This is a genomic window from Bacillus sp. 95MFCvi2.1 (assembly GCF_000374965.1).
GTDB classification, from domain to species: Bacteria; Bacillota; Bacilli; order Bacillales; family Bacillaceae_G; genus Bacillus_A; species Bacillus_A pseudomycoides.
This window is the reverse complement of the sequence record NZ_KB895690.1, coordinates 384,434-404,880: the sequence shown is the minus strand read 5'-3', so window position 1 is coordinate 404,880 and position 20,447 is coordinate 384,434. Positions and strand designations below refer to the sequence as shown.

Here is a 20,447-nt window from a genome sequence, read left to right as displayed (position 1 = left end):
CTCAAACCCTATAAATATTTTTTGTCACATTCATGTAACAAAAATGTTGTACCATAACAAAGTAAAATAAGAAATTCATGTTACTTTGTTATGAAAATGATTACAATTTATAAGGCACATATATATAGTTAATGGAGGAAGGTACGAGTGAGAGTATTAATCGCAGATGATGAGCAGGATATGCTTAAAATTTTAAAAGCTTATTTTGAAAAGGAAGGCTTCCAAGTTCTTTTAGCGAAGGATGGAGAAGAAGCACTTGAAATATTTTATGAAGTGAAAATTGATTTAGCAATTTTAGACTGGATGATGCCAAAAAGGAATGGGATCACTGTATGCCAGGAAATAAAAAAGAACTCGAGTGTGAAAGTATTGATGCTTACTGCTAAAAGTGAAAATGAAGATGAACTTGTGGCCTTACAAAGCGGGGCGGATGAATATGTGAAAAAGCCATTTCATCCAGGGATTTTACTTACAAGAGCTAAAAAACTACTGAATCAAGATGAAGTCATACAAGTTCAAAATCTAAAAATAGATTTGATAAAGAATAAAGTATATAAAAGTGATAAAGAATTAGAAATTACAAAAACAGAGTTAGAATTAATTAAATGTTTTTTAAATCATAAAGGTACAATATTAACACGTGAAAAGTTACTAGATATTGTATGGGGATTTGATTATTTTGGAGATGAGCGAACAGTGGATACACATGTTAGACGATTGCGAAAAAAAATAGGGGAAGATATTATTAAAACGCACCGCGGTTTAGGTTACAGTTTGGAGGATGAACGTGAATAAGCTTGGTAAAAAACTTTTTTTTAGTATATCGTTAACAATCGTTCTTATATTTACTATTTCATTATTGTTAATGAACTATTTTTTACCGAAATATAATATATACAAAACACGAGAAAAGTTAAATATCATTACAGATCAAATCCAGTCTTCGTCTGTTGAACACTTAACAGCTACTATAAATCAAATTGAGAATGAGAATAACGTAACAATTGTGTATACTCCTATAAAAAATACAGAGGATGAAATTAATGAATCGTTACGCTCTGGGCTTATAAAAAAAAGAGTAACATTGAACAAGTTTTGGATTACAAAAGAAGACGTAATGAAAGTAAAAACTTCTGGACAAGCAAATAAATTATATGATCAAGAGAAGCTAAAAGCGAGCTTTTTTGCGAAATTTATTTCAAAAAATGAAATGTTAATCTTAGTAGGAGTATCTATCGCTCATTCGAATGAACTAATCGAGACACTTAATACATTTAATATATATATTTTTGGTTTTTCAATATTTCTTGTCATTGTACTTGTTTGGATATTATCAAAAACGATTACAACACCGTTGAAAGAATTAAGCGATGTTGCAGAAGATATTTCCAATCTAGAATTTAAGAAAGCAAAAGTGAAAACAAACGATGAAATTGGCGATTTAGCCAATAGTATTAATATTATGAGTGATAAATTATATGAAGCTCATCAAGATTTAACGAATAGAAATGAACATTTAAAACGGTTTATGGGGGACATTACTCATGAATTAAAGACCCCCATCGCTTTAGTCAAAGCATATTCTATGGGGATTAAAGACGGTCTCGATGATGGGACATATTTAGATACAATTATTAAACAAACTGATCAAATTTCAAATTTAATAGAAGAGTTATTACGTTTTTCGAAATTAGAAAGAGACTTGTTACAAAAAGAAGAAGTGCAGATAGAACCCCTTATTAAAAGTATAATTGATAAACATGAAATTGAGTTCCACGCAAAAGGTATACATTTACAAATAGATTGTCGTGCGAGAGATGCTAGTGTTTATGTAGATTTGGATAAAATGAAAATGGTATGTAATAATTTAATTTCAAATGCAATCAAATATACAACAAATCAAAATATCAAGATTGTATTGGAAGAGAGAAAAGATTATGTATATTTTAGTATCCAAAATGGAATTGCTCCTGAAGTAAGTACAGATATCGAAAAAATTTGGGAACCATTTTATGTATTAGAAGCTTCACGTAATAAAGAAATATCAGGAACTGGATTAGGATTAGCCATTGTAAAGAGTATTTTAGAACGACATGGTTTTGAGTATGGTGTCTCCATTATAAAAGAGGAAATACAATTTTATATGTATATGGAAAAGAGTTTACGAAAGTTAAACATACGATAATTTGAAGAGGATACCATGTCCAATATAAATTAATTTAGAAAACAACCTATATTAAACAAGTCATTATCCTGACCAATAAACAATACTATAAAGAGAAAAATATAATGGGGGTGGAGTCATGGGAGTTGTTAACGCTACAGATGCAGATATTGCACTTTTAGCAAGATTACTCAGAGCAGAAGCCGAAGGAGAAGGAACTCAGGGTATGTTACTCGTCGGAAATGTAGGAATTAACCGACTAAGAGCAAATTGTTCTGACTTTAAAAACCTTCGTACCATTAGACAAATGATTTTCCAAGAACATGCATTTGAAGCTGTTACGCATGGATATTTCTATCAAAGAGCAAGAGAAAGTGAAAAACGTTTAGCTCGTCGAGTTATCAATGGAGAGAGGTACTGGCCTGGGAAATTTAGTTTGTGGTATTTTAGGCCACCAGGCGATTGTCCTCAACAATGGTATAATCAGCCCTTTGTAGGACGCTATAAAAAACACTGTTTTTTTCAACCAACAGCCGAAACCTGTGAACAAGTTTATAACACATTTTAAACACTGATAAAAAAGTCTGTGATTACAGAAAAACCAATCCAAAAATGAACTGTACCTTATAAAGTGGACAGTTTAATAAAAAGACCTTTAGAAATTAAGCACTTAAAAGATGGTTCCGGTATTCTACCGGAACCATCTTTTTGAGTGCCCACGATTTGGGGTACAGTTCAGATAATCTTCGTAAGCTCTTTTTATTTTTTGAAATTGTATTCTGTCAAATAGATGTCACATGAACATTTTATAGTATAGGTATACAAGGATTGAGCATAAACGATATAGGAGATATGAATCTATGAAACAATTATTAAAATATATAGTAGTAATTTGCACGTTGATGCTTTTATGTTATGCAGCTTATATGAAGTATGAAAAACAAAAAGAAATTGAAAATAATAAATTAGTAATTACTGAAATCTCGAAGCAGTACGGTATACCAGACTGGATTCCACTTGCAATTGCTGATCATGAAACAAAATTTAATCGAAAAGCTGTTGGAGATAAAGGGACATCTTTTGGGCTATTTCAGTTACATCGGGGCGGATTAGCACCTGCACAATTATCAGAAGAGAACTTAAAAGATGCAAAAACGAATGCAATAATAGCAATCTCACATATGGTGAGTTCCTATAAACGTGGAGTAAACAAAGGATTAACAGAATTAGCTCTTTTAAAATATGTTGCCAATACATCGGGATGGCCTGGAAATTTAGGAGAAGATTGGACAAATAATAATACGAAATATAATGTTGGGTTAGAGAAATCCTATGAGCTATATAAGGGAGAGTAAAATATAACAAATTCCTCAAGTTTTCGCCTCTTTATAAACTGAATTTTCTGTTATTTTGTTGTATAGTGAAAGAAGTGGTAGAAGAATATAAAGGGGGAAGGAATTTGAGGAAAAAACAGTTTGTAATTGCGCTTTCAGCAATGTTTTCTCTAACACTTACATCTGGCATATCTAGTATTACGGTACATGCAGAGCAGAAAGAAGAGAATTCAAAGAAATTTACTTTACCGCTAAATGGGAAAGTACCAGAAACGTTAGCTCAATCGGCAAAGATTGAGTTAGAAAATGGAATGACGAAACCAATTTATTCACTTGATGAGGCAATTGTAGAAAATTTATTTGTAGAAACAGAGATTGATAGTGACCGAGATGGTAAAAAAGATCGTGTATCGGTAAAGGTAATGCGACCGAAAACAGAACCGGGTGTGAAAGTTCCTGTTATTTATGAAATGAGTCCTTATCGTTCAGGGATAAATAATGTACCAGTTTATAATGTAGATGAAGAATTACATCCTACGGAAGGTAAACCTTATGCAGGACCAGCTAACCTCGGTTCATATGGAAATTATTATGTTCCTCGTGGATATGCCGTTATTTTAGGTGAAAGCATTGGTACTGGGAAATCAGATGGATGTCCAACAACTGGTGACGAACAAGAAATTATCGGTACAAAATCTGTTATTGATTGGGTAAATGGAAGAGCAAAAGCATTCACAGAATATGGTGAGGAAATACAGGCGGATTGGTCTACAGGAAATGTCGGGATGACAGGTGCTTCATATAATGGCACATTGCCGAATGCTGTTGCAACAACAGGAGTTGAAGGGTTAAAAACAATTATTCCTATTGCCGCGATTAGCAGTTGGTATGATTATTACCGTGCAAATGGTGCAGTTGTTGCACCAGGTGGTTATCAAGGTGAAGATACAGATAATATGGCCGAAGCAGTATTAACGAGAAAAAATCCTGAAGTTTGTCAAAAAATCATTAAAGAGCTTACTGATGGGCAGGACCGAAAAACAGGAGATTATAATGATTTTTGGGACAAGCGTAACTACGTGAAGGATGCAAAAAATATAAAGGCAAGTGTATTTGTTGTACATGGTTTAAACGATTGGAATGTAAAGACAAAACAGTTTTCACAATGGTGGGAAGCTTTAGGAGAAAATAATGTGCCACGTAAAATGTGGTTACATCAAGGAGGGCATGGGGGAACATCTAGTAATAACTGGCAGCAAACACAAAATAAATGGTTTGATTATTGGTTATACGGAATTGAAAATGGAATTATGAATGAACCGATGGTAGATGTACAGCGAGAAAATAAAACGTGGCAAAAATTAAAAAATTGGCCAGACCCTGCAGCAGCTCCGTCTAAAATACGTATGCTTTTAAGTAATAAAGCAGTAGATTTACCGCTTCGAATGGGTGCGGTACAACAAGTGTCTTCATTGTTAGATGATGCAAAAATTAAATCGAATCAATTACTAACAAATCCAGAATTAGAATCACCAAATCGGTTAGTATATGTAATGCCTAAGCTCGAAAAAGAAATGAGAATAAGTGGTACACCAAAAATTTCATTTAAGGGGAGTATTGATCGTCCAGTTTCAAATTTAACCGCATTACTTGTTGATTATGGTGGTGAGAAACCAGAAATTGTGACGAGAGGATGGATGGATCCACAAAACTTGAATGGAAAAGAAGAGTCAACACCAATTATACCAGGAAAAGATTACACATTTACATGGGACATGCAGCCGGATGATTATGTATTCCAAGCCGGCCATCAAATCGGAGTCGTATTAATTGCAAGTGATTATGACTATACGATTCGTCCAAAAGCAGGGACGAAACTTACAGTAAAATTAAGTGAATTAACACTGCCAATTGTAAAATAGAAGGAAGCCTCCGAATGTGGAGGCTTTTTTTGTACTGAAAAAAGGGGATGGATTCTAACATCAAATTGCCGAAAGGATGTTAGAAAGGGAATGAAAGAAACGAAGAGAGTATTTCTAACTAGAAGGATACCCTACATTCTTAGTATAAGTATTATGTTATTTTGAAATAACAATAGATTTATTATATAATATTTTCGTATTAATAATGGAGAATAGTAATTTTTAAAATAAGGAGAATGTAATATCCTATGAAAGATGTAGATTTTATACTAGAAAGTGACGAAACATTAAAGCCATCTGAACGATTAGTATTATTACTATTAGAAAAACATAGAATTCTATATACAAATGATCTGCTAGCACTATCTAATTTATCATATAAAACATTAACGGATTCATTAACTGAACTCGTAGTAAAATCATATGTATTAAAAGAGACGGGGAAGGGAAGAAGGCAAAATTGCTATAGGCTAATGTAAAAGTTATTGTATCTATAAAAGAATATAAAAATCATTTTTTAAATGAAATACAAAAAACATTTTTGAATTTTATTTGAAAAAATATAATTTAAATAGGCACCTACTAATGATTGTTTTTATATTAAAACTAATTAATCATTTTCGTGTTTTTAAAAAGATATTCGAAATAAAAAAATGAAATGTAATAAAGTCACTGCGGTACGGAGTTTTTTTATTTCTATATAAATGTGGTGGTTTATTTTATAGAAAGATACAAAAATATATTTTTGATTAAACCCAAACAGTTTATTCTAAAAATGAATTATTTTTTTATTTGGTAACAAAGTAATGAAAATGAGGTTTAATATTTATAATATTATTATGTAAACTATAATGGGTTGAAAAGGAATTCTCCATGTTTAATAGAATTATTTCATAGTTAAAAAATGAAACGAGTCTATGTAAGAGGGGGATAAAGATGAATCCAATTGTAGCAATTACAAATGCTGTAATGAATGGAGAACAAATGTAAAGTTTGTTGATGAAGGACATATTATTACTTCTGGAGGAATTTCGTCCGGAATTAATATGTCATTTCATATAGTGAAAAATTTATTAGGGGTAGAAATTGCAGAAGCAATAGCAAAAAGAATGGAGTATGATATTGAGTTGTGCAATTAGTTGAATATGAAAGTCTTATTTATGTAGTGGGATAAAAAAGATCAGTAACAATGAATTGTTACTGATCTTTTTTTGTTTAAAGCTTTCGTATATATGCTAATTCTTCTTCTAATAGAAGTGGTCGTACAGAAGCAGCGGCATTTTCGGCTGCTTGATTAGCTGTTTTTGCTCCGGGAATAGCAACAGATACAGCAGGATGCGAGAGCACATAACGAAGGGCCAACTGCCCCAAAGTTTGTTTAGGGTTTGAAAGGGATCTCAATTGTTCAACCTTTCGTAAATCATCTTGAAACCATGTTTCTTTTGGCCAATCTTGTCGTAAATCACCATCAGGGAATGTTGTTTGATCAGTAAATTTTCCTGTTAATATTCCCATTTTTAATGGTCCACGAATGACAGCTCCTAAGTTTTTCTCTTGTAAGTAAGGTAAAATATCATTTTCAGGTTCTCGGTTAAGTATGCTGTAGTCAAGTTGTATAACATCAATCTGCCCGTCTTTATTAAAATTTTTAATATATTGTAAATCATGCGTAGAAACACCAACTGCTCTTACTTTTCCATCTCGTTTTAAAATTTCAAATGCGCGAAGGAACGCTTCGGTTTCTTCTTTTTTATCCCACCAAATATGACAAAAGTAAACATCAATGTAATCTGTTTGCAGGCGAAGTAAACTAGTTTCAAATACTGCAATTACTTTTGCTGCTGTATCGTAGACAGGTTCTCCATCAGGATCATAGTGATGACCAATTAAACCTCCCTTTGTGGAAAGGATGATATCATTACGATGTTCTTTGATTGCTTGTGCCACTAATTTTTCACTATGACCTAAACCATATACATCAGCGGTATCAATAAAATTTACTCCGCATTCAATTGCTTTTTTCATTGCAGAGATAGAATGTTTGTCATTTACAGGACCCCATTCATCGCCACCAATTGCCCAAGCGCCAAATCCAATTTCAGAAACGGTTAAACTGGTTTTTCCTAATGCGCGGTATTTCATTTGTTTACCTCCTTAATAAAAGGAATCCCTAATAAATTATTCACTGAAAAAGCGAATGTGTTTGTGAGATCTTTTTGCTTAGCTTAAAAACATAAAACACTAATATATAGCACAAAAAATAAAATTTTCATCTGAAATATAGAGATGTCGTCGAAAGCTATCTCTAATTGGTTAATTTATGAGATTTTTTTATGGAGGAGCTTATTTTACGAGAAGAGAATTTAGGTTAGTAAGAAAGTATGCCTGTGGTAGTGAAATAAAATGGGTTAGGGGGATTTGAAAAATGAGGAAACTCAAGAAAGTAAATGTTCCTAATACACCACAACAAACACAGTCTAATGAATACCGAGTTATGAATAAGAGAAAATTGCGTCGGTTTATTTTAGCTTTTATTTTTATTTTTTTAGCAACTTTTTATGTTCAATATATCCTTACTAAGCAACAAGAAATGATTGTAGAAAAGCGAGATACGATTAAAAACCAGCAAAAGCAATTACTTTCTTTAGAAAAAGATTCGCGTTATTTAAAGAGTAAAGTTGAAAATTTGACAGATAATGAAGAAGAAATTTTAAAGTTTGCGAGGAAAGAGTATCAATTCTCTAAGCCGAATGAAACTATATTTGTACTACCTAAGTAGATATACAGTAATGAAAGGAAAACATCTGTAACAGTTAGGAAATAGCTAACTGTTTTTTTATATTAAATATTTTTATTCGTTCTTTGTAGGCAGTAATACTTTCTTATTTTATAAAAAGATATGTCATAACTGAGAATCTGTATAGATGGTATAATTCTCAAAAAAGGAGAGGGTAATATGAAAAAAGCAGACTTTATATATGAATTAGAGAAACGGATTGAAAGTATAAACGGAGACGTAAGTATCATGATCCAAGGGGAAATTATGTATCGGTACAATGAACAATTGGTGCATCCATCAGCTAGCCTTATTAAGTTACCTATTCTTTCATGTGCTATAGAAAACATGAAGGATGGAACCTTAAATCCATATGAATTAATTCCTATTTCATCCCTCGAAAAGACTGGAGGAAGTGGCATTGTTGCTGCATTACATACACCAAATGTAACGATACAAGATCTCATTACGTTGATGATTACAGTTTCTGATAACACTGCGACAAATTGGCTTATAAATAAGTTGAAAATAAATGATATTCAAAAACATATTGATTCACTGCAGCTAAATGGAACGAAACTACAACGATATATGATGCAAACACCTAAAGAAACGGGAAAGGATAATTTCACAACAGCTGAAGATATTATATCTCTTCTAAAGCATTATGATAACGATGAACAATTTTATTACCCACTTGAAAAACAACAATTAACTCATAAATTATGTGGGAATTTAGAGGGGATTGAAGGACTTTCCATAGCAAACAAAACAGGAGAACTGCAAACTGTTACACATGATGCTGCACGACTAAACATAAATAACAAAACGGTATATGTAGCTGTTTTAAGTTCGAATGTTGAATGTGTAAATCATACGAATTATATATTTTCAGAGATTGGACATTTAATTGTACAATATTTACTAAAATAAATATTGTTAAAATTCTGTCAATTTTATATAATATACAGTAAGCGGATACATTTCTTAATTAACGATGAGTCTACAGCTTATCCGCCTGTTAAGAAAACCATTATCCTTGTATAAGAAAGGAAGATTTATGTGTACGCTTCTAATACGATTTATATCGTAGGGGACGCAAAAGCACCTCAAAACAATCCAATTACAGAAAAATTTAAAAGCTATTTTGTTGCATTTGTTGTTGAAAAAGATACAGGGAAAATTGTAGATGCGGATTGTTCAGCAACCATTTCATTAACTGCTCAATTTGTAAAACATTTATTTCTACATAGAAATATGAATGATCCACAATTAGTAGAAGAAATTAAAAATCGTTATTTCGGATCATCTCAAAAAGCATTGCTTGTAGCATTAAAAGATGCACAAAAAAAATATAATCAAATTGCTGCTTTGTCTACACATTCATAGACAAAATCCAGCCATAAGATTCATTCTTATGGCTGGATTTTTTTATTGGACAGAAAGGATGAATAGAAATGAAAATCATGGATCTAACAGTAAAACGTCGCTATATTAAGCTTCATACACCATTTAAAACAGCTTTGCGCACTGTAACAGAAATTGAAAGTATTGATGTTTTTATTCACACAGATGAAGGAATTGTAGGAAAAGGGGCTGGGACTGCGACTCCAGTTATTACTGGGGATTTTGCGAGTGGAATGGGAGAAGCTATTTTAGGGCCAATCCGCTCTGTGTTAATCGGGAAAGAATTGCAGCAATTTCAAACGTTGTTGTTACAAATCCAAATGAGCTGTGTAGGCAATACGAGTGCGAAGGCAGCAGTAGATATGGCTGTATATGATGTGTATTGTCAATTTCATAATATCCCATTATATGCGTTATTAGGTGGAAAGAAAGAGATTCAAACAGATATTACAGTAAGTGTTGATGAACCTTTATTAATGGCGAAAGAAGCAAAAAGTCATGTGGAAAAAGGCTTTAACACATTAAAAATTAAAGTTGGTAAATCAACAGAATTGGATTTAGAACGTATTGAAGCGATCAGAAATGTTGTGCCGAAGGATGTAACTTTGCGATTAGATGCAAATCAAGGATGGAGTCCAAAAGAAGCTGTATCGATTATTCGAGAAATGGAAAATAGAAATTTAAATATAGAATTTGTAGAACAGCCCGTTCATGCGAAAGATTGGGAAGGAATGAAATATGTAAAAGATCATGTGCAAACACCAATCATGGCTGATGAAAGTGCTTTCTCGGTGCAAGACGCTTTAAAGCTTGTTCAAGGGCAATACGCCGATTTATTAAATATTAAATTAATGAAATGTGGCGGGATACGGGAAGCATGGAAGATTGCCGATATTGCTGGCGCTGCCGGTGTAAAATGCATGGTTGGTAGCATGATGGAATCATCGCTTTCTGTGGCGGCAATTGCACATGTAGCAGCCGCTCATCCAAATATTCACTACTTTGATCTTGATGCTCCTTTATGGTTAATGGAAGAGCCAAGCGGAATCACATATAACGGACCAAGGGTAAACCTGCACCACGCAGTGAATATAGAATAAAGTTTCGGCAGAAGAGTTGTTTTTGATGTCACGCTTTGCTTGAAATTAATAAAAGGAGGATATATTTATGAGAAAATCCATTACTTTGCTTTTTAGTTGTTTGTTAGTATTTTCATCTATTTCAGTTGCAAATGCTGAAGAGGTAAAAAGTAATCAAGCGTATGTAGATGTGGCAGCAGCAACATTATGGACTGGGCCAAATTTACTTCGTCCAATTGATGAACCAAGTGCGATGAATCCAGTTAATCTATGGAAATGGACGAAATCGATGACGCTCGATGAAAAGCTTTGGTTAACAAGTACAAATAAATTAGAAACACAAGCTTTATTGGGGCAAGAAGTAACAATCATTGATCGGCAAGGTGAGTGGGCAAAAGTAGTTGTTCATGGTCAGCCAACGCCAAGAAATGAAGCGGGATATCCAGGATGGGTCCCGGTAAAACAGCTAACCTATAATCAAGAATTTGCAGGGAAAAAGGAACAACCCTTTGTTCTTATTACAAAACCGACAGCTATTTTATACATTAATCCATCTGATAAATATAAATCTTTAGAGGTTAGTTATAACACACGGTTACCACTAGTAAGTGAAGATAATATGTCGTTTCGTGTATTATTACCAAACGGACAAAAAGCATGGTTACGGAAAAATGATGGAATGGTTTATAAATCGCAAAATGAAATTCCTGTTCCAACAGGCGACGATTTAGTGAATACTGGGAAGTTATTTTTAGGATTGCCGTATATATGGGCTGGAACAAGTGGTTTTGGTTTTGATTGTTCTGGTTTTACACATACAATTTACAAATCTCATGGTATTACAATCCCGCGTGATTCTGGTCCACAATCAAAAGCAGGTATTGCTGTTGAAAGAGAAAACTTGCAAAAAGGTGATTTGCTGTTTTTTGCTTACAATCAAGGAAAAGGAAGTGTTCACCACGTAGGAATGTATATTGGAGATGGGAAAATGATACATTCTCCAAATGCAGCGAAAACAGTTGAAATTATACCAGTAGATACACCAGGTTACATTGAGGAATATGCAGGTGCACGTCGCTTTTTACCTTAATGTGAAAGATTAGTAGGAATTTAAAAAGGGGGTTTTAAAGTGAAAAAGGTTATTCGCTTTTCATTGGTTAGTACGTTACTTCTTTCTTCGTTTTTAGCTGGTTGTGGAAAAGAAAAGTCCACGACAAAACCAAAAGAAGAGAAGAAAGTATTGCAGTTAACAGAAACAGGAGAAATTCCATCATTAAATTCCTTAAAAGTAACAGACGCTGTTTCATTTAACGTATTAAATAATGTAATGGAAGGATTATTTAGACTTTCAAAAAATGATGAGGTCATTCCTGGAATTGCTCAAAAGCATGAGATTAGTAAAGATGGGAAAACATATACATTTCATTTGCGTGATGCGAAATGGTCTAACGGTGATCCTGTAACAGCACATGATTTTGTATATGCTTGGAAGCAACTTGTTAATCCAGAAACGGGCTCTGAATATGCATATATTATGTATGATGTGAAAAATGCAGAAAAGATAAATAAGAAACAAATTGGATTGGATGAATTAGGAGTAAAAGCTCAAGATGATAAAACGTTTACTGTAGAGTTAGAACACCCTGTCCCTTATTTTACAAAATTACTTTGTTTACCATCCTTTTATCCAATTAATGAGAAGTATGCGAAAGAACAAGGAGATAAATATGGTTTAGAAGCAAATAAAACTCTATATAATGGACCATTTACATTATCAGAATGGAAGCATGAAGCAAGTTTTACAATGAAGAAAAACAATCAATATTGGGATAAAAAAGAAGTGAAATTAGATGAAGTAAATTACCAAATTGTTAAAGAAATTTCGACCGTAGTAAATCTATATCAAACAGATAAAATTGATCGTGCTGTTATTTCAACAGAATTTGTTGATAAATATAAAAATGATAAAGAATTGAAACAATATACAGATCCGGTTATGTATTTCTTCCGATTTAATGAAAATGTACCAATTCTAAAAAACAAAAATGCCCGCCTCGCACTTAGCATGGCTTTTGATAAAAAGGGACTTGCGACTTCATTTTTAAACGATGGATCAGTACCTGCAAACTACTATGTTCCAAATGGCTTTTTAAAAGGGCCAGATAAAAAAGACTTCAGGGAAACAACGACAGAGTTTAATAAAACGAATGTGAACAAGGCAAAGGAATATTGGGAGAAGGCCAAGCAAGAAACAGGAACGAATGAAGTTACGTTAGAAATGTTAAACTATGATTTAGAAAACTTTAAAAAAGTAGGGGAATATATTAAAGAACAATTAGAGAAAAACTTACCAGGATTGATGATAAAAGTGAAACTACAACCGCACTCTCAAAAACTAGCGTTAGAGAAAAAGAAAGAATACGAAATGTCATTATCGCGTTGGTTACCGGATTATCCAGATCCAATGACTTACTTAGATGTCTTTATTTCAGAAAGTGGTGTCAATAATACTGGCTATGCAAATCCAGAATATGATGCATTAATTAAAAAGACAAAAATGGAATTAGGAAATGACGAAAAGGCACGTTGGAAAGCGATGCAAGATGCAGAGAAAATGCTATTGGATGATGCGGTAATTGCACCGGTGTTCCAGCGCGGATTATCTTATTTACAAAAACCATATGTGAAAGATTTATATGTACATCAATTCGGACCCGCGACTAGCTTGAAATGGGCAAATGTGAAAAAATAAAATGAAATATACAAAAACCAGACTGTGCCTAGAGAACAGTCTGTTTTTGTATATAACAATGTTTCATTATTGAAATTAATAAAAGAGAGAAAAATCATGCTATAATTTACCAGGATGAAAATTAAGATTTTATTGAAGGGGGAAAGGATATGTTTATTCATGTGAATGTAAAATCAATGAATACGAAAAGACTCTATATGAGAAAACCTCGTTTAGAAGATGTGGATGCTTTCTATCAAATTGTAAAAAACAATGAGGTAGGTAAGTGGCTTGCGATATCTAGAGGTATGTCACGAGAAGAAACTGAACAATATATTGGAAAGTTCATAGCGCATTGGAATGAACATAATTTTGGTGTATGGCTTATATTCAATCCTATCACGAGGGAAATGATGGGACACTGTGGTTTAAGGTATATTGATGGAACAGAAGATTTAGAAATCATGTATCTTCTCGATGCGAAGTTTTGGGGAAAAGGATATGCTACAGAAGCAGCCCATGCATCGATTCAATATGCTTTTCATGATTTGAAAGTCAAAAAATTAACTGCAAGAATTAGAATTGCCAATGAGAAGTCAAAGAATGTTTTAGAAAAGGCTGGATTTAAGTACACACATGATGTGGATTTTGATGGACATCAATTATCATATTATGAGTATAAGAATTTATTCTGATGAAAATTTGAATATTCATACAAATTACCCAGATAGTTTGTAAACATCGTATAGATTTATATACAAGTTTAACTTGTCGAAAGATAAAATCATTACTGAATTTAGAGTGTGAAAGAAATACAAAATCTTGTATAATTAAAATGTTTACTTGGAAACATTTCTTATAATGGATGCGTACATAAGTTGTGATAAGAGGGGGAAATACATGTAAATGATAGATGAATAGAATGGAGCATTTTTACGGAATAAAGGAGAAGAGAAAGAATGATGACGTGTTGTAAGCAAGGGTTAGAATTATTAGTAGACATGCAATATCGAGGTAATAAGAGAATGATTGTAAGTGGTTCTAGTGTAAGGTGGGTAAACAAATGAAGATGAAGCATGCTTTTGGCCCAATCATTTTAGCATGTATAATCTTTATCGTTATATTGCTTATTCCATCTAAATATCTAGTTTCACTTATTAGTAATGAAAAGGTAGAAGATGCGGCGACTTCATTACAAAAAGAAAAATTACAAGGTGTTTTTTTACAACAAAAAATGTTGGAGAATTTGAATTATTTGCCGATGTACGGTTCATCTGAATTTTCCCGAATGGATGCATATCATCCGTCTAACTATTTTAAAGTAAAACCCGAAGGATTTACACCGTTTCTAATAGGAACTGGCGGAACGCAGAGTCTTGCTCATATTTTAAATGTGACTTCCACAATGGATCAATTAGAAGGAAAAAAAGTAGTATTTATTCTTTCACCACAATGGTTTACCAAGCAGGGGGTAAATGAAGGGAACTTTAGTAGTAACTTTTCTAAACAGCAAACATATCATTTTATTTTTAATGATCAAATAAAACCTGAAATGAAAAAGAAAATTGCGAAGCGGTTGCTAGATTTTAATGTTGTCCGCAAAGATTCTATATTAAAAAGCTCACTAGAAGGTATTGTATATAATGATACAACTCATAAGATAAAAGCGGGAGTATTGAAGCCGATTGCCTATATAAACCGAAACATTGCGGATCATAAGGATTTAGTGACATCTATATTCAATATAAAGCCAAAAAAAGAACAAAGAAATATGGAATTACGTTCACTTTCCTGGGAAGAAACAAGAAGGCATGCTGAACAGGTTGGGAAAGTAGAGTCTACATCAAATCCATTTGGAATTGAAAATCCATATTACTATAAAAACAAATTTCAAAAGAAATTACATGGATTAAAAGGATATAAGGCAAAAGAATCTTATGATGAATCGCCAGAATATGAAGATTTACAAATTATTTTAGATATTTTTAAGCAAAAGAAAGTTAAACCGCTTTTCATTTCTGTTCCTGTAAATGGACCTTGGTATGATTACGCAGGGTTCCCAAAAGAACGTCGTGATGTTTATTATAAGAAAGTTCGAGAACAAGTTGAGAAAGCTGGATTTCCAGTTGCAGATTTTACTAGTCATGAATATGACAAATACTTTCTAAAAGATACCATTCATTTAGGATGGAAAGGCTGGGTATATGTGGATGAAGCATTACAACAATTTCATGCAGGGAAATAAATTTTAAGATTAAACCAAAAACAGGAACGGCTTTTTAAGCTGCTCCTGTTTTTTAATACAAAGGATTCTGATGTGGACAATTAGGAAATGGATGTATATCTTGAATTTGCCTAAAGTCATAATGTTTCATTGCGAATTGCGCTTGATACAAGTATTCATACAAATAAATATGTCCACCATGCACACCGCATAAAACTCCAGATGTACCCTGACCATTTACGAGAGAAACACCAACGGGCTGACCAATTAAATATTGTACTTTTTGTTGCCAATGCATGTGTATATCCCTCCTTTTAAGATAATATACAAACTTAGAGAAGGAATGGTTGCTTATCCAGTTAATTTTACATAGGAGGATTTTAATACTTATTATCGATTTGGGAAAGAAAGTATGAAATTAAATGATTATTTCTTGGATCTTGTTCAACAGGATTTAAAGCATAAAGAAGAAATTCTGGATCTTTTAGAAGATAAGCATATCAAATTATAAAAGTAAGAATAAAAGAAAAATGAAATAAAACATCATACATCTAATTGAATGTATGGCGTTTTATTTCAAATTCATTATCTCGAATGATTCATTTAAACAAGTTTTCTTCGTTTCTTTAGCCATATTTTTAAAGTGAAATACAAAACAATTAGTATTACTCCGCCAATTGCAAACGATGTTACATACGGCCCAGCAACTTCATCGATATTGCCCCAATTTTCTCCTAGCTTTTCACCTAAATAGATAAAGATGATTGACCACGGGATAATCGCAAGCGCTGTAAGGGTAATAAATCGGATAGGTGACATTTTTGTAATGCCGGCAGGGATTGAAATGGCATGACGAACGACTGGAATGAAGCGTGCTGTGAAAATAACACCGGTTCCATAACGATTAAACCATGCTTCTGCAGAATCGATTTGTTTTTTATGAATGAAAATGTACTTGCCATAACGCTCTAGTACAGGTCTTCCTCCGTAACGCCCAATCCAATAAATAAAGATTTGTGCGATAACACCACCAATAGTACCAAATACAATGGCGCCTATAAATGAGATGTTTCCTGAAGATACTAAATAACCTGCATAAGCGAGAACGATTTCACTTGGAATAATCTCAATCATGAGTCCAAACATTATGCCCCAATAACCTAGTCCTTCTAAAAATAGTAATACAGAATGAATAAAACTACCTAACATGTTGCACCTTCTATTTAATAGATTTTTTCAAATGGTAAGAGGAGAAATACTACTTACTAATAAAAAATAATATGTACACAATTTCTTATATACAGATTATACCTTAATTGTTGATTTTATAGCTATTTTAAGATTTCATTTTTAACATGATTACGAAAGAGAAATCGCGCTTTCATTCAAGAAAATAAAATGAGTGAGAAGTGTTTATATGATGCTTACAACTTATAAATTTGGTTTTTATCTGTATTATCTTTCTTATAGTAAAGTATAGAAATTAGAATTTCGTGAAGAGAGAATGAAAAGTATGTTAGAAATTTCTCATATTGTAGTAAAGGGGATTTTATCCCGTTATTCGCCGGTGATAAGACACTCATCTTATAATTAATAGGGAAGTGGAAGTCAGAGAGACAGGTAGAGCTAACAGCTAGTAAAATCCAGATCGATTTAATTATCAATAGGAATGAAATTCACTAATAACATGGGTGTTTTATAAGGGAGAAGATAAAAAATTCGAAAAAAAGAAAAAATCGTTATAATAATGCAGAAATTTATTTTGGAAGGGTGAGAAATAATGGAGATTACAGATTCCATTTATGGAGTGATTTCTATTCATGATAGAGACATAATTGAATTAATAGAAACGAAAGTATTTCAAAGATTAGCTTATATTAAATAACAAGGGCATACATACTATGTACATTCAAATGCGACACATACAAGGATAGAACATTCTATCGGAGTATATGTGCTTGTGAATAAAGTTATAGATCATCTCATTGAAATAGGAGATATTACTTTCTCAGAATATGAAAGGAAAGTTGTTTCTGTTGTAGCTCTTCTTCATGATATTGGTCACGGGCCATATTCACATTGTTTCCAACGAATATCAGGTCAAGATCATGGTGATTGGACGATACGAATTATTCAAGAAGATAGAGAAATACGTACTATCTTAGAACGGACATCTGATTTATTAGAAGATGTAATTAAAGCTTTGTCAGAAGAAAATGTTTTTCCAATTATAGATGAAATTTTATTTTTATCATTAGGCATGGATCAGCTTGATTTTTGGAATCGGGATTTGCATTATTCATCATTGGAATTAGAAAGAGGTCCCATTGAAAAGCTTATTTCTACTATGCGTATGATCAATCAAAAGCTTGTTATTGAAGAAACAGGGATACCATAAATAGAGCATCTTGTAAAGGTGAAAAGCTCTCTTTATCACAATGGATTTGGCCATCCGTTTGTAGTGGGAAAAGATTTGTTATTACTACTTATTTTTCAGAAAATCCAAGAGTTACAGCTTCCTTTGTATAATCCGATATTACAAAACTTCTTTCATAAGAGAGAAGAACTGAAAGTGAATGATTTCCTCCCTTTAAATGATCAAGCTATTTTAAACGAGTTACAGTGCGTTGCAAAATCTGAACATGAGGAATTAGCAAAACTAGCTCAATTATATCTTTCAGCATCAAAAAGTTTGAATTGGAAAGAGGGAAAAGAAGGTGATTTTAAGAATTGTAAAAAAGAAGCTCGATATATTTCTGAAGTTATGAGTGAGAATAAAGGTTATAGTTCATACATAGGCGGAATTTATATAAATAGAAATGCACGTTTTGAGGACATTTTAGAGACTTCTAAATACATTCAAGAAGTAACTGCTTTACCCAAAAGAGGGTACATGTACTATTTATAGCAGGATAAACAAAAAAGAGGAGCGCTTTGCGCTCCTCTTTTTTTATGGCTTTACATCTAAATTTTGTAAAAATAATGTTGCAGAAACATAGCGTTTCGCTAACATTTGTACATATGCCGTATGTACAGAAAGTGTTGCGATAATAATCGCATTACGAATGGCTTCTCGTTGCTCATTGTTGATTTGATCAAACTGACTTGCGATTTTATCTGCTTTTTCTTTTACAATATTTTCAATTGTACGAATGGTATCAGTCGCGTTTAATTGTAAACAACCACCTTGATTCAATTCCTCAAATAAAGAAGAATAAGCGACGTATAAATGAACAGGATTGATTAAATCATCACTTCGATCTGCTGGATCATTTACGATGAGTCTTAACAGCTTACGAATGGATTCAAAATCAAGTGCTGTTTTTAAATCTTCAACAATGAATAATAAAGCTGCTTGTTCGATAGAATATTTTTTTCCTTTTTGTGGTGAACCAATCATTTCTTTTATATCTCGTTTTACCCAGTTTTGCATAGCTGTTACAGAAAAACTGGTATTTTCAATTTGATTACCAAGCGCAACGATCTCATTTAAAGAAAAGCCAATATCTGTATCTTCAATTTTAATGAGCTTTTCAAAAATAGGTGAAAGAGCGGTTGTAATAAAAGCTGTAACACTTTGTCCACATTCAATATCTTTTTTATGTGACTTTGCCCAAGCTTCTTGTAAAATAACGAGAGGCTTTTTTGCATTCCATCCTCTAAGAGAAAGAAGGAGCATTGCCATTTCGTTTCGTGTGAGATGAAATGTTTCCATCTTTTCACCTCCAAAATTATAAAAGTTCTTATGAACTTATAATATGTTTTGTTGCTTGTAAAGTCAATTCTGTTTTTCATTATTTTTCCTGTCATTTTATAAATTGTTAATAAAGTTAAATAAATAACACTTGCTTATTATAGAAAAAGTTCATATAATAGGTTCATAAGAACTTTTTGTTTAACTTTAAAATAAATCTATCATTCTTATTTTAAAGAAAGATAGATTTCACATATATCTATAGTAAAAGGAGAATGGATATAATATGTTGAAAAAAATCGTTACAGTAATGACTGCATTAATGGTTGTTTTTGGGGCTAGTAGCTTTGTTTTCGTAGATCATGCGGCAGCGAAAAGTTACAAGTCAGGTCAAAAATCATTTACACCAAGTTCAGGACAAAAATCAAAAGTTGATTTAAACAAAAAAGATTCTAATGTGAATGCACAGAAAACAAACCCTGATACAAAAACAAAAGCATCAAACACAGCACCGAAGAGTAATAAAGGGAGCTTTATGAAAGGTTTATTACTAGGTGGTCTTGGTGGTCTACTAATGGGAAGTTTATTTGCAAACATGGGAGCACTTGGTTCTGTATTAGCGTTCATGGTAAATATGCTAGTAATGGCTGGTATCGTAATGTTAGCGATTCGAGCATTTAAATATTTCAAAAATCAACGTAAGAAACAGGCAGAAGAAGCAGTATGGAAACGATAAAAATTTCTGAACAAGAGCTGATAAACGCACTATGTGTGTATATCGCAGAAAAGCGACAAGTTGGCCCAGAAGCAGTTTTAGTTGAACTAATGTATGATGATGACTATGGTTTTTCTGCTGAAGTAGAAGTAAATGGTCGCAGGCAAATTTTAATTCAAGCAAACTTAATTGAAGCACTTCGCTTATGGCTTGATAGGGAATACAATGTCAATCCGTTTGCGGCAAGGTTACAGCTTGAGTTAGATGATGAAGAAGGTATTTTCGCATTGGCGAATTTAAATAACTCGGATGAGTAGTCAAAAGGAGCTGTTGAGATTAATTTCAACAGCTCCTTTTAGTATGCACATTTTTAATGAAATAATGAACCTAGTAGTTAAGTA

General features: G+C 32.7%; 20 protein-coding genes and 2 pseudogenes. 18 read left to right on the top strand and 4 right to left on the bottom strand.

Going from position 1 to position 20,447, the window contains the following annotated elements; all coding sequences use genetic code 11:
• The first annotated feature begins 147 nt into the window (after positions 1-147).
• The 7 genes and pseudogenes from C568_RS0102165 to C568_RS36195 form a co-directional block, all read left to right on the top strand.
• Positions 148-795, top strand: coding sequence for a response regulator transcription factor (locus C568_RS0102165; protein WP_006095078.1), 648 nt, complete (start codon positions 148-150; stop codon positions 793-795).
• Positions 788-2,185, top strand: a complete 1,398-nt coding sequence (locus tag C568_RS0102160) for a sensor histidine kinase (RefSeq protein WP_018780653.1) — start codon at positions 788-790, stop codon at positions 2,183-2,185. Before C568_RS0102165 ends, C568_RS0102160 begins: the two co-directional genes overlap by 8 nt.
• A gap of 118 nt (positions 2,186-2,303) precedes the next feature.
• Positions 2,304-2,732, top strand: a complete 429-nt coding sequence (locus C568_RS0102155; protein ID WP_006095076.1) for a cell wall hydrolase — start codon at positions 2,304-2,306, stop codon at positions 2,730-2,732.
• Positions 2,733-3,024: 292 nt separating this feature from the next.
• The gene (locus C568_RS0102150; RefSeq protein WP_018765688.1) at positions 3,025-3,519 is read left to right on the top strand and encodes a transglycosylase SLT domain-containing protein; all 495 of its coding nucleotides are present in this window, start codon (positions 3,025-3,027) and stop codon (positions 3,517-3,519) included.
• A gap of 104 nt (positions 3,520-3,623) precedes the next feature.
• Positions 3,624-5,420: a Xaa-Pro dipeptidyl-peptidase gene (locus C568_RS0102145; RefSeq protein WP_018780652.1), complete on the top strand. Its 1,797-nt coding sequence runs from the start codon at positions 3,624-3,626 to the stop codon at positions 5,418-5,420.
• A gap of 248 nt (positions 5,421-5,668) precedes the next feature.
• The gene (locus tag C568_RS0102140; protein WP_003198034.1) at positions 5,669-5,899 is read left to right on the top strand and encodes a hypothetical protein; all 231 of its coding nucleotides are present in this window, start codon (positions 5,669-5,671) and stop codon (positions 5,897-5,899) included.
• Positions 5,900-6,403: 504 nt separating this feature from the next.
• Positions 6,404-6,559 (top strand): annotated as a pseudogene (locus C568_RS36195) (DJ-1/PfpI family protein); the annotation flags it as partial.
• A 76-nt stretch (positions 6,560-6,635) separates the two neighbouring features.
• Here C568_RS36195 and C568_RS0102130 read toward each other — a convergent pair.
• Complete coding sequence (locus tag C568_RS0102130; RefSeq protein WP_018780651.1) at positions 6,636-7,562, bottom strand: aldo/keto reductase; 927 nt, start codon at positions 7,560-7,562, stop codon at positions 6,636-6,638.
• A gap of 283 nt (positions 7,563-7,845) precedes the next feature.
• Between C568_RS0102130 and C568_RS0102125 the strand changes: the two genes are divergently transcribed.
• From C568_RS0102125 to dltD, 8 genes are all read left to right on the top strand, one after another.
• Positions 7,846-8,199 (top strand): FtsB family cell division protein, encoded by a 354-nt coding sequence (locus C568_RS0102125; protein ID WP_018780650.1) that lies wholly within the window; start codon positions 7,846-7,848, stop codon positions 8,197-8,199.
• 177 nt (positions 8,200-8,376) lie between these two features.
• The gene (locus C568_RS0102120) at positions 8,377-9,129 is read left to right on the top strand and encodes a serine hydrolase (protein ID WP_018780649.1); all 753 of its coding nucleotides are present in this window, start codon (positions 8,377-8,379) and stop codon (positions 9,127-9,129) included.
• 129 nt (positions 9,130-9,258) lie between these two features.
• Positions 9,259-9,585 (top strand): DUF3870 domain-containing protein, encoded by a 327-nt coding sequence (locus C568_RS0102115; RefSeq protein ID WP_003198042.1) that lies wholly within the window; start codon positions 9,259-9,261, stop codon positions 9,583-9,585.
• Positions 9,586-9,653: 68 nt separating this feature from the next.
• A complete protein-coding gene (locus C568_RS0102110) occupies positions 9,654-10,703 on the top strand; it encodes a dipeptide epimerase (protein WP_018780648.1) in 1,050 nt (349 codons plus the stop codon).
• A gap of 67 nt (positions 10,704-10,770) precedes the next feature.
• Positions 10,771-11,772: a C40 family peptidase gene (locus tag C568_RS0102105; RefSeq protein WP_006095070.1), complete on the top strand. Its 1,002-nt coding sequence runs from the start codon at positions 10,771-10,773 to the stop codon at positions 11,770-11,772.
• Between the two features lie 39 nt (positions 11,773-11,811).
• Positions 11,812-13,434, top strand: a complete 1,623-nt coding sequence (locus C568_RS0102100; protein ID WP_018780647.1) for a peptide ABC transporter substrate-binding protein — start codon at positions 11,812-11,814, stop codon at positions 13,432-13,434.
• 149 nt (positions 13,435-13,583) lie between these two features.
• Positions 13,584-14,108, top strand: a complete 525-nt coding sequence (locus C568_RS0102095) for a GNAT family N-acetyltransferase (protein ID WP_018780646.1) — start codon at positions 13,584-13,586, stop codon at positions 14,106-14,108.
• Positions 14,109-14,476: 368 nt separating this feature from the next.
• The gene (gene dltD / locus C568_RS0102085; RefSeq protein WP_018780645.1) at positions 14,477-15,658 is read left to right on the top strand and encodes a D-alanyl-lipoteichoic acid biosynthesis protein DltD; all 1,182 of its coding nucleotides are present in this window, start codon (positions 14,477-14,479) and stop codon (positions 15,656-15,658) included.
• Positions 15,659-15,710: 52 nt separating this feature from the next.
• Here the strand turns inward: dltD and C568_RS0102080 are convergent, their stop codons facing one another.
• Positions 15,711-15,935, bottom strand: coding sequence for a hypothetical protein (locus tag C568_RS0102080; protein WP_006095066.1), 225 nt, complete (start codon positions 15,933-15,935; stop codon positions 15,711-15,713).
• Positions 15,936-16,240: 305 nt separating this feature from the next.
• Complete coding sequence (locus C568_RS0102070; protein WP_003198056.1) at positions 16,241-16,846, bottom strand: DedA family protein; 606 nt, start codon at positions 16,844-16,846, stop codon at positions 16,241-16,243.
• A 571-nt stretch (positions 16,847-17,417) separates the two neighbouring features.
• On the opposite strand from C568_RS0102070, the pseudogene C568_RS34565 reads away from it, so the two are divergent.
• Positions 17,418-18,545 (top strand): annotated as a pseudogene (locus C568_RS34565) (HD domain-containing protein).
• A gap of 42 nt (positions 18,546-18,587) precedes the next feature.
• On the opposite strand, the gene C568_RS0102050 reads toward C568_RS34565, so the two are convergent.
• On the bottom strand, positions 18,588-19,352 hold the full coding sequence (locus C568_RS0102050) for a DUF1836 domain-containing protein (RefSeq protein ID WP_006095061.1): 765 nt from the start codon (positions 19,350-19,352) through the stop codon (positions 18,588-18,590).
• A 265-nt stretch (positions 19,353-19,617) separates the two neighbouring features.
• Between C568_RS0102050 and C568_RS0102045 the strand changes: the two genes are divergently transcribed.
• Both C568_RS0102045 and C568_RS0102040 read left to right on the top strand, forming a co-directional pair.
• On the top strand, positions 19,618-20,067 hold the full coding sequence (locus C568_RS0102045; RefSeq protein ID WP_003198066.1) for a hypothetical protein: 450 nt from the start codon (positions 19,618-19,620) through the stop codon (positions 20,065-20,067).
• Positions 20,055-20,363, top strand: a complete 309-nt coding sequence (locus C568_RS0102040) for a YxcD family protein (protein ID WP_018765672.1) — start codon at positions 20,055-20,057, stop codon at positions 20,361-20,363. Before C568_RS0102045 ends, C568_RS0102040 begins: the two co-directional genes overlap by 13 nt.
• Positions 20,364-20,447 lie beyond the last annotated feature (84 nt).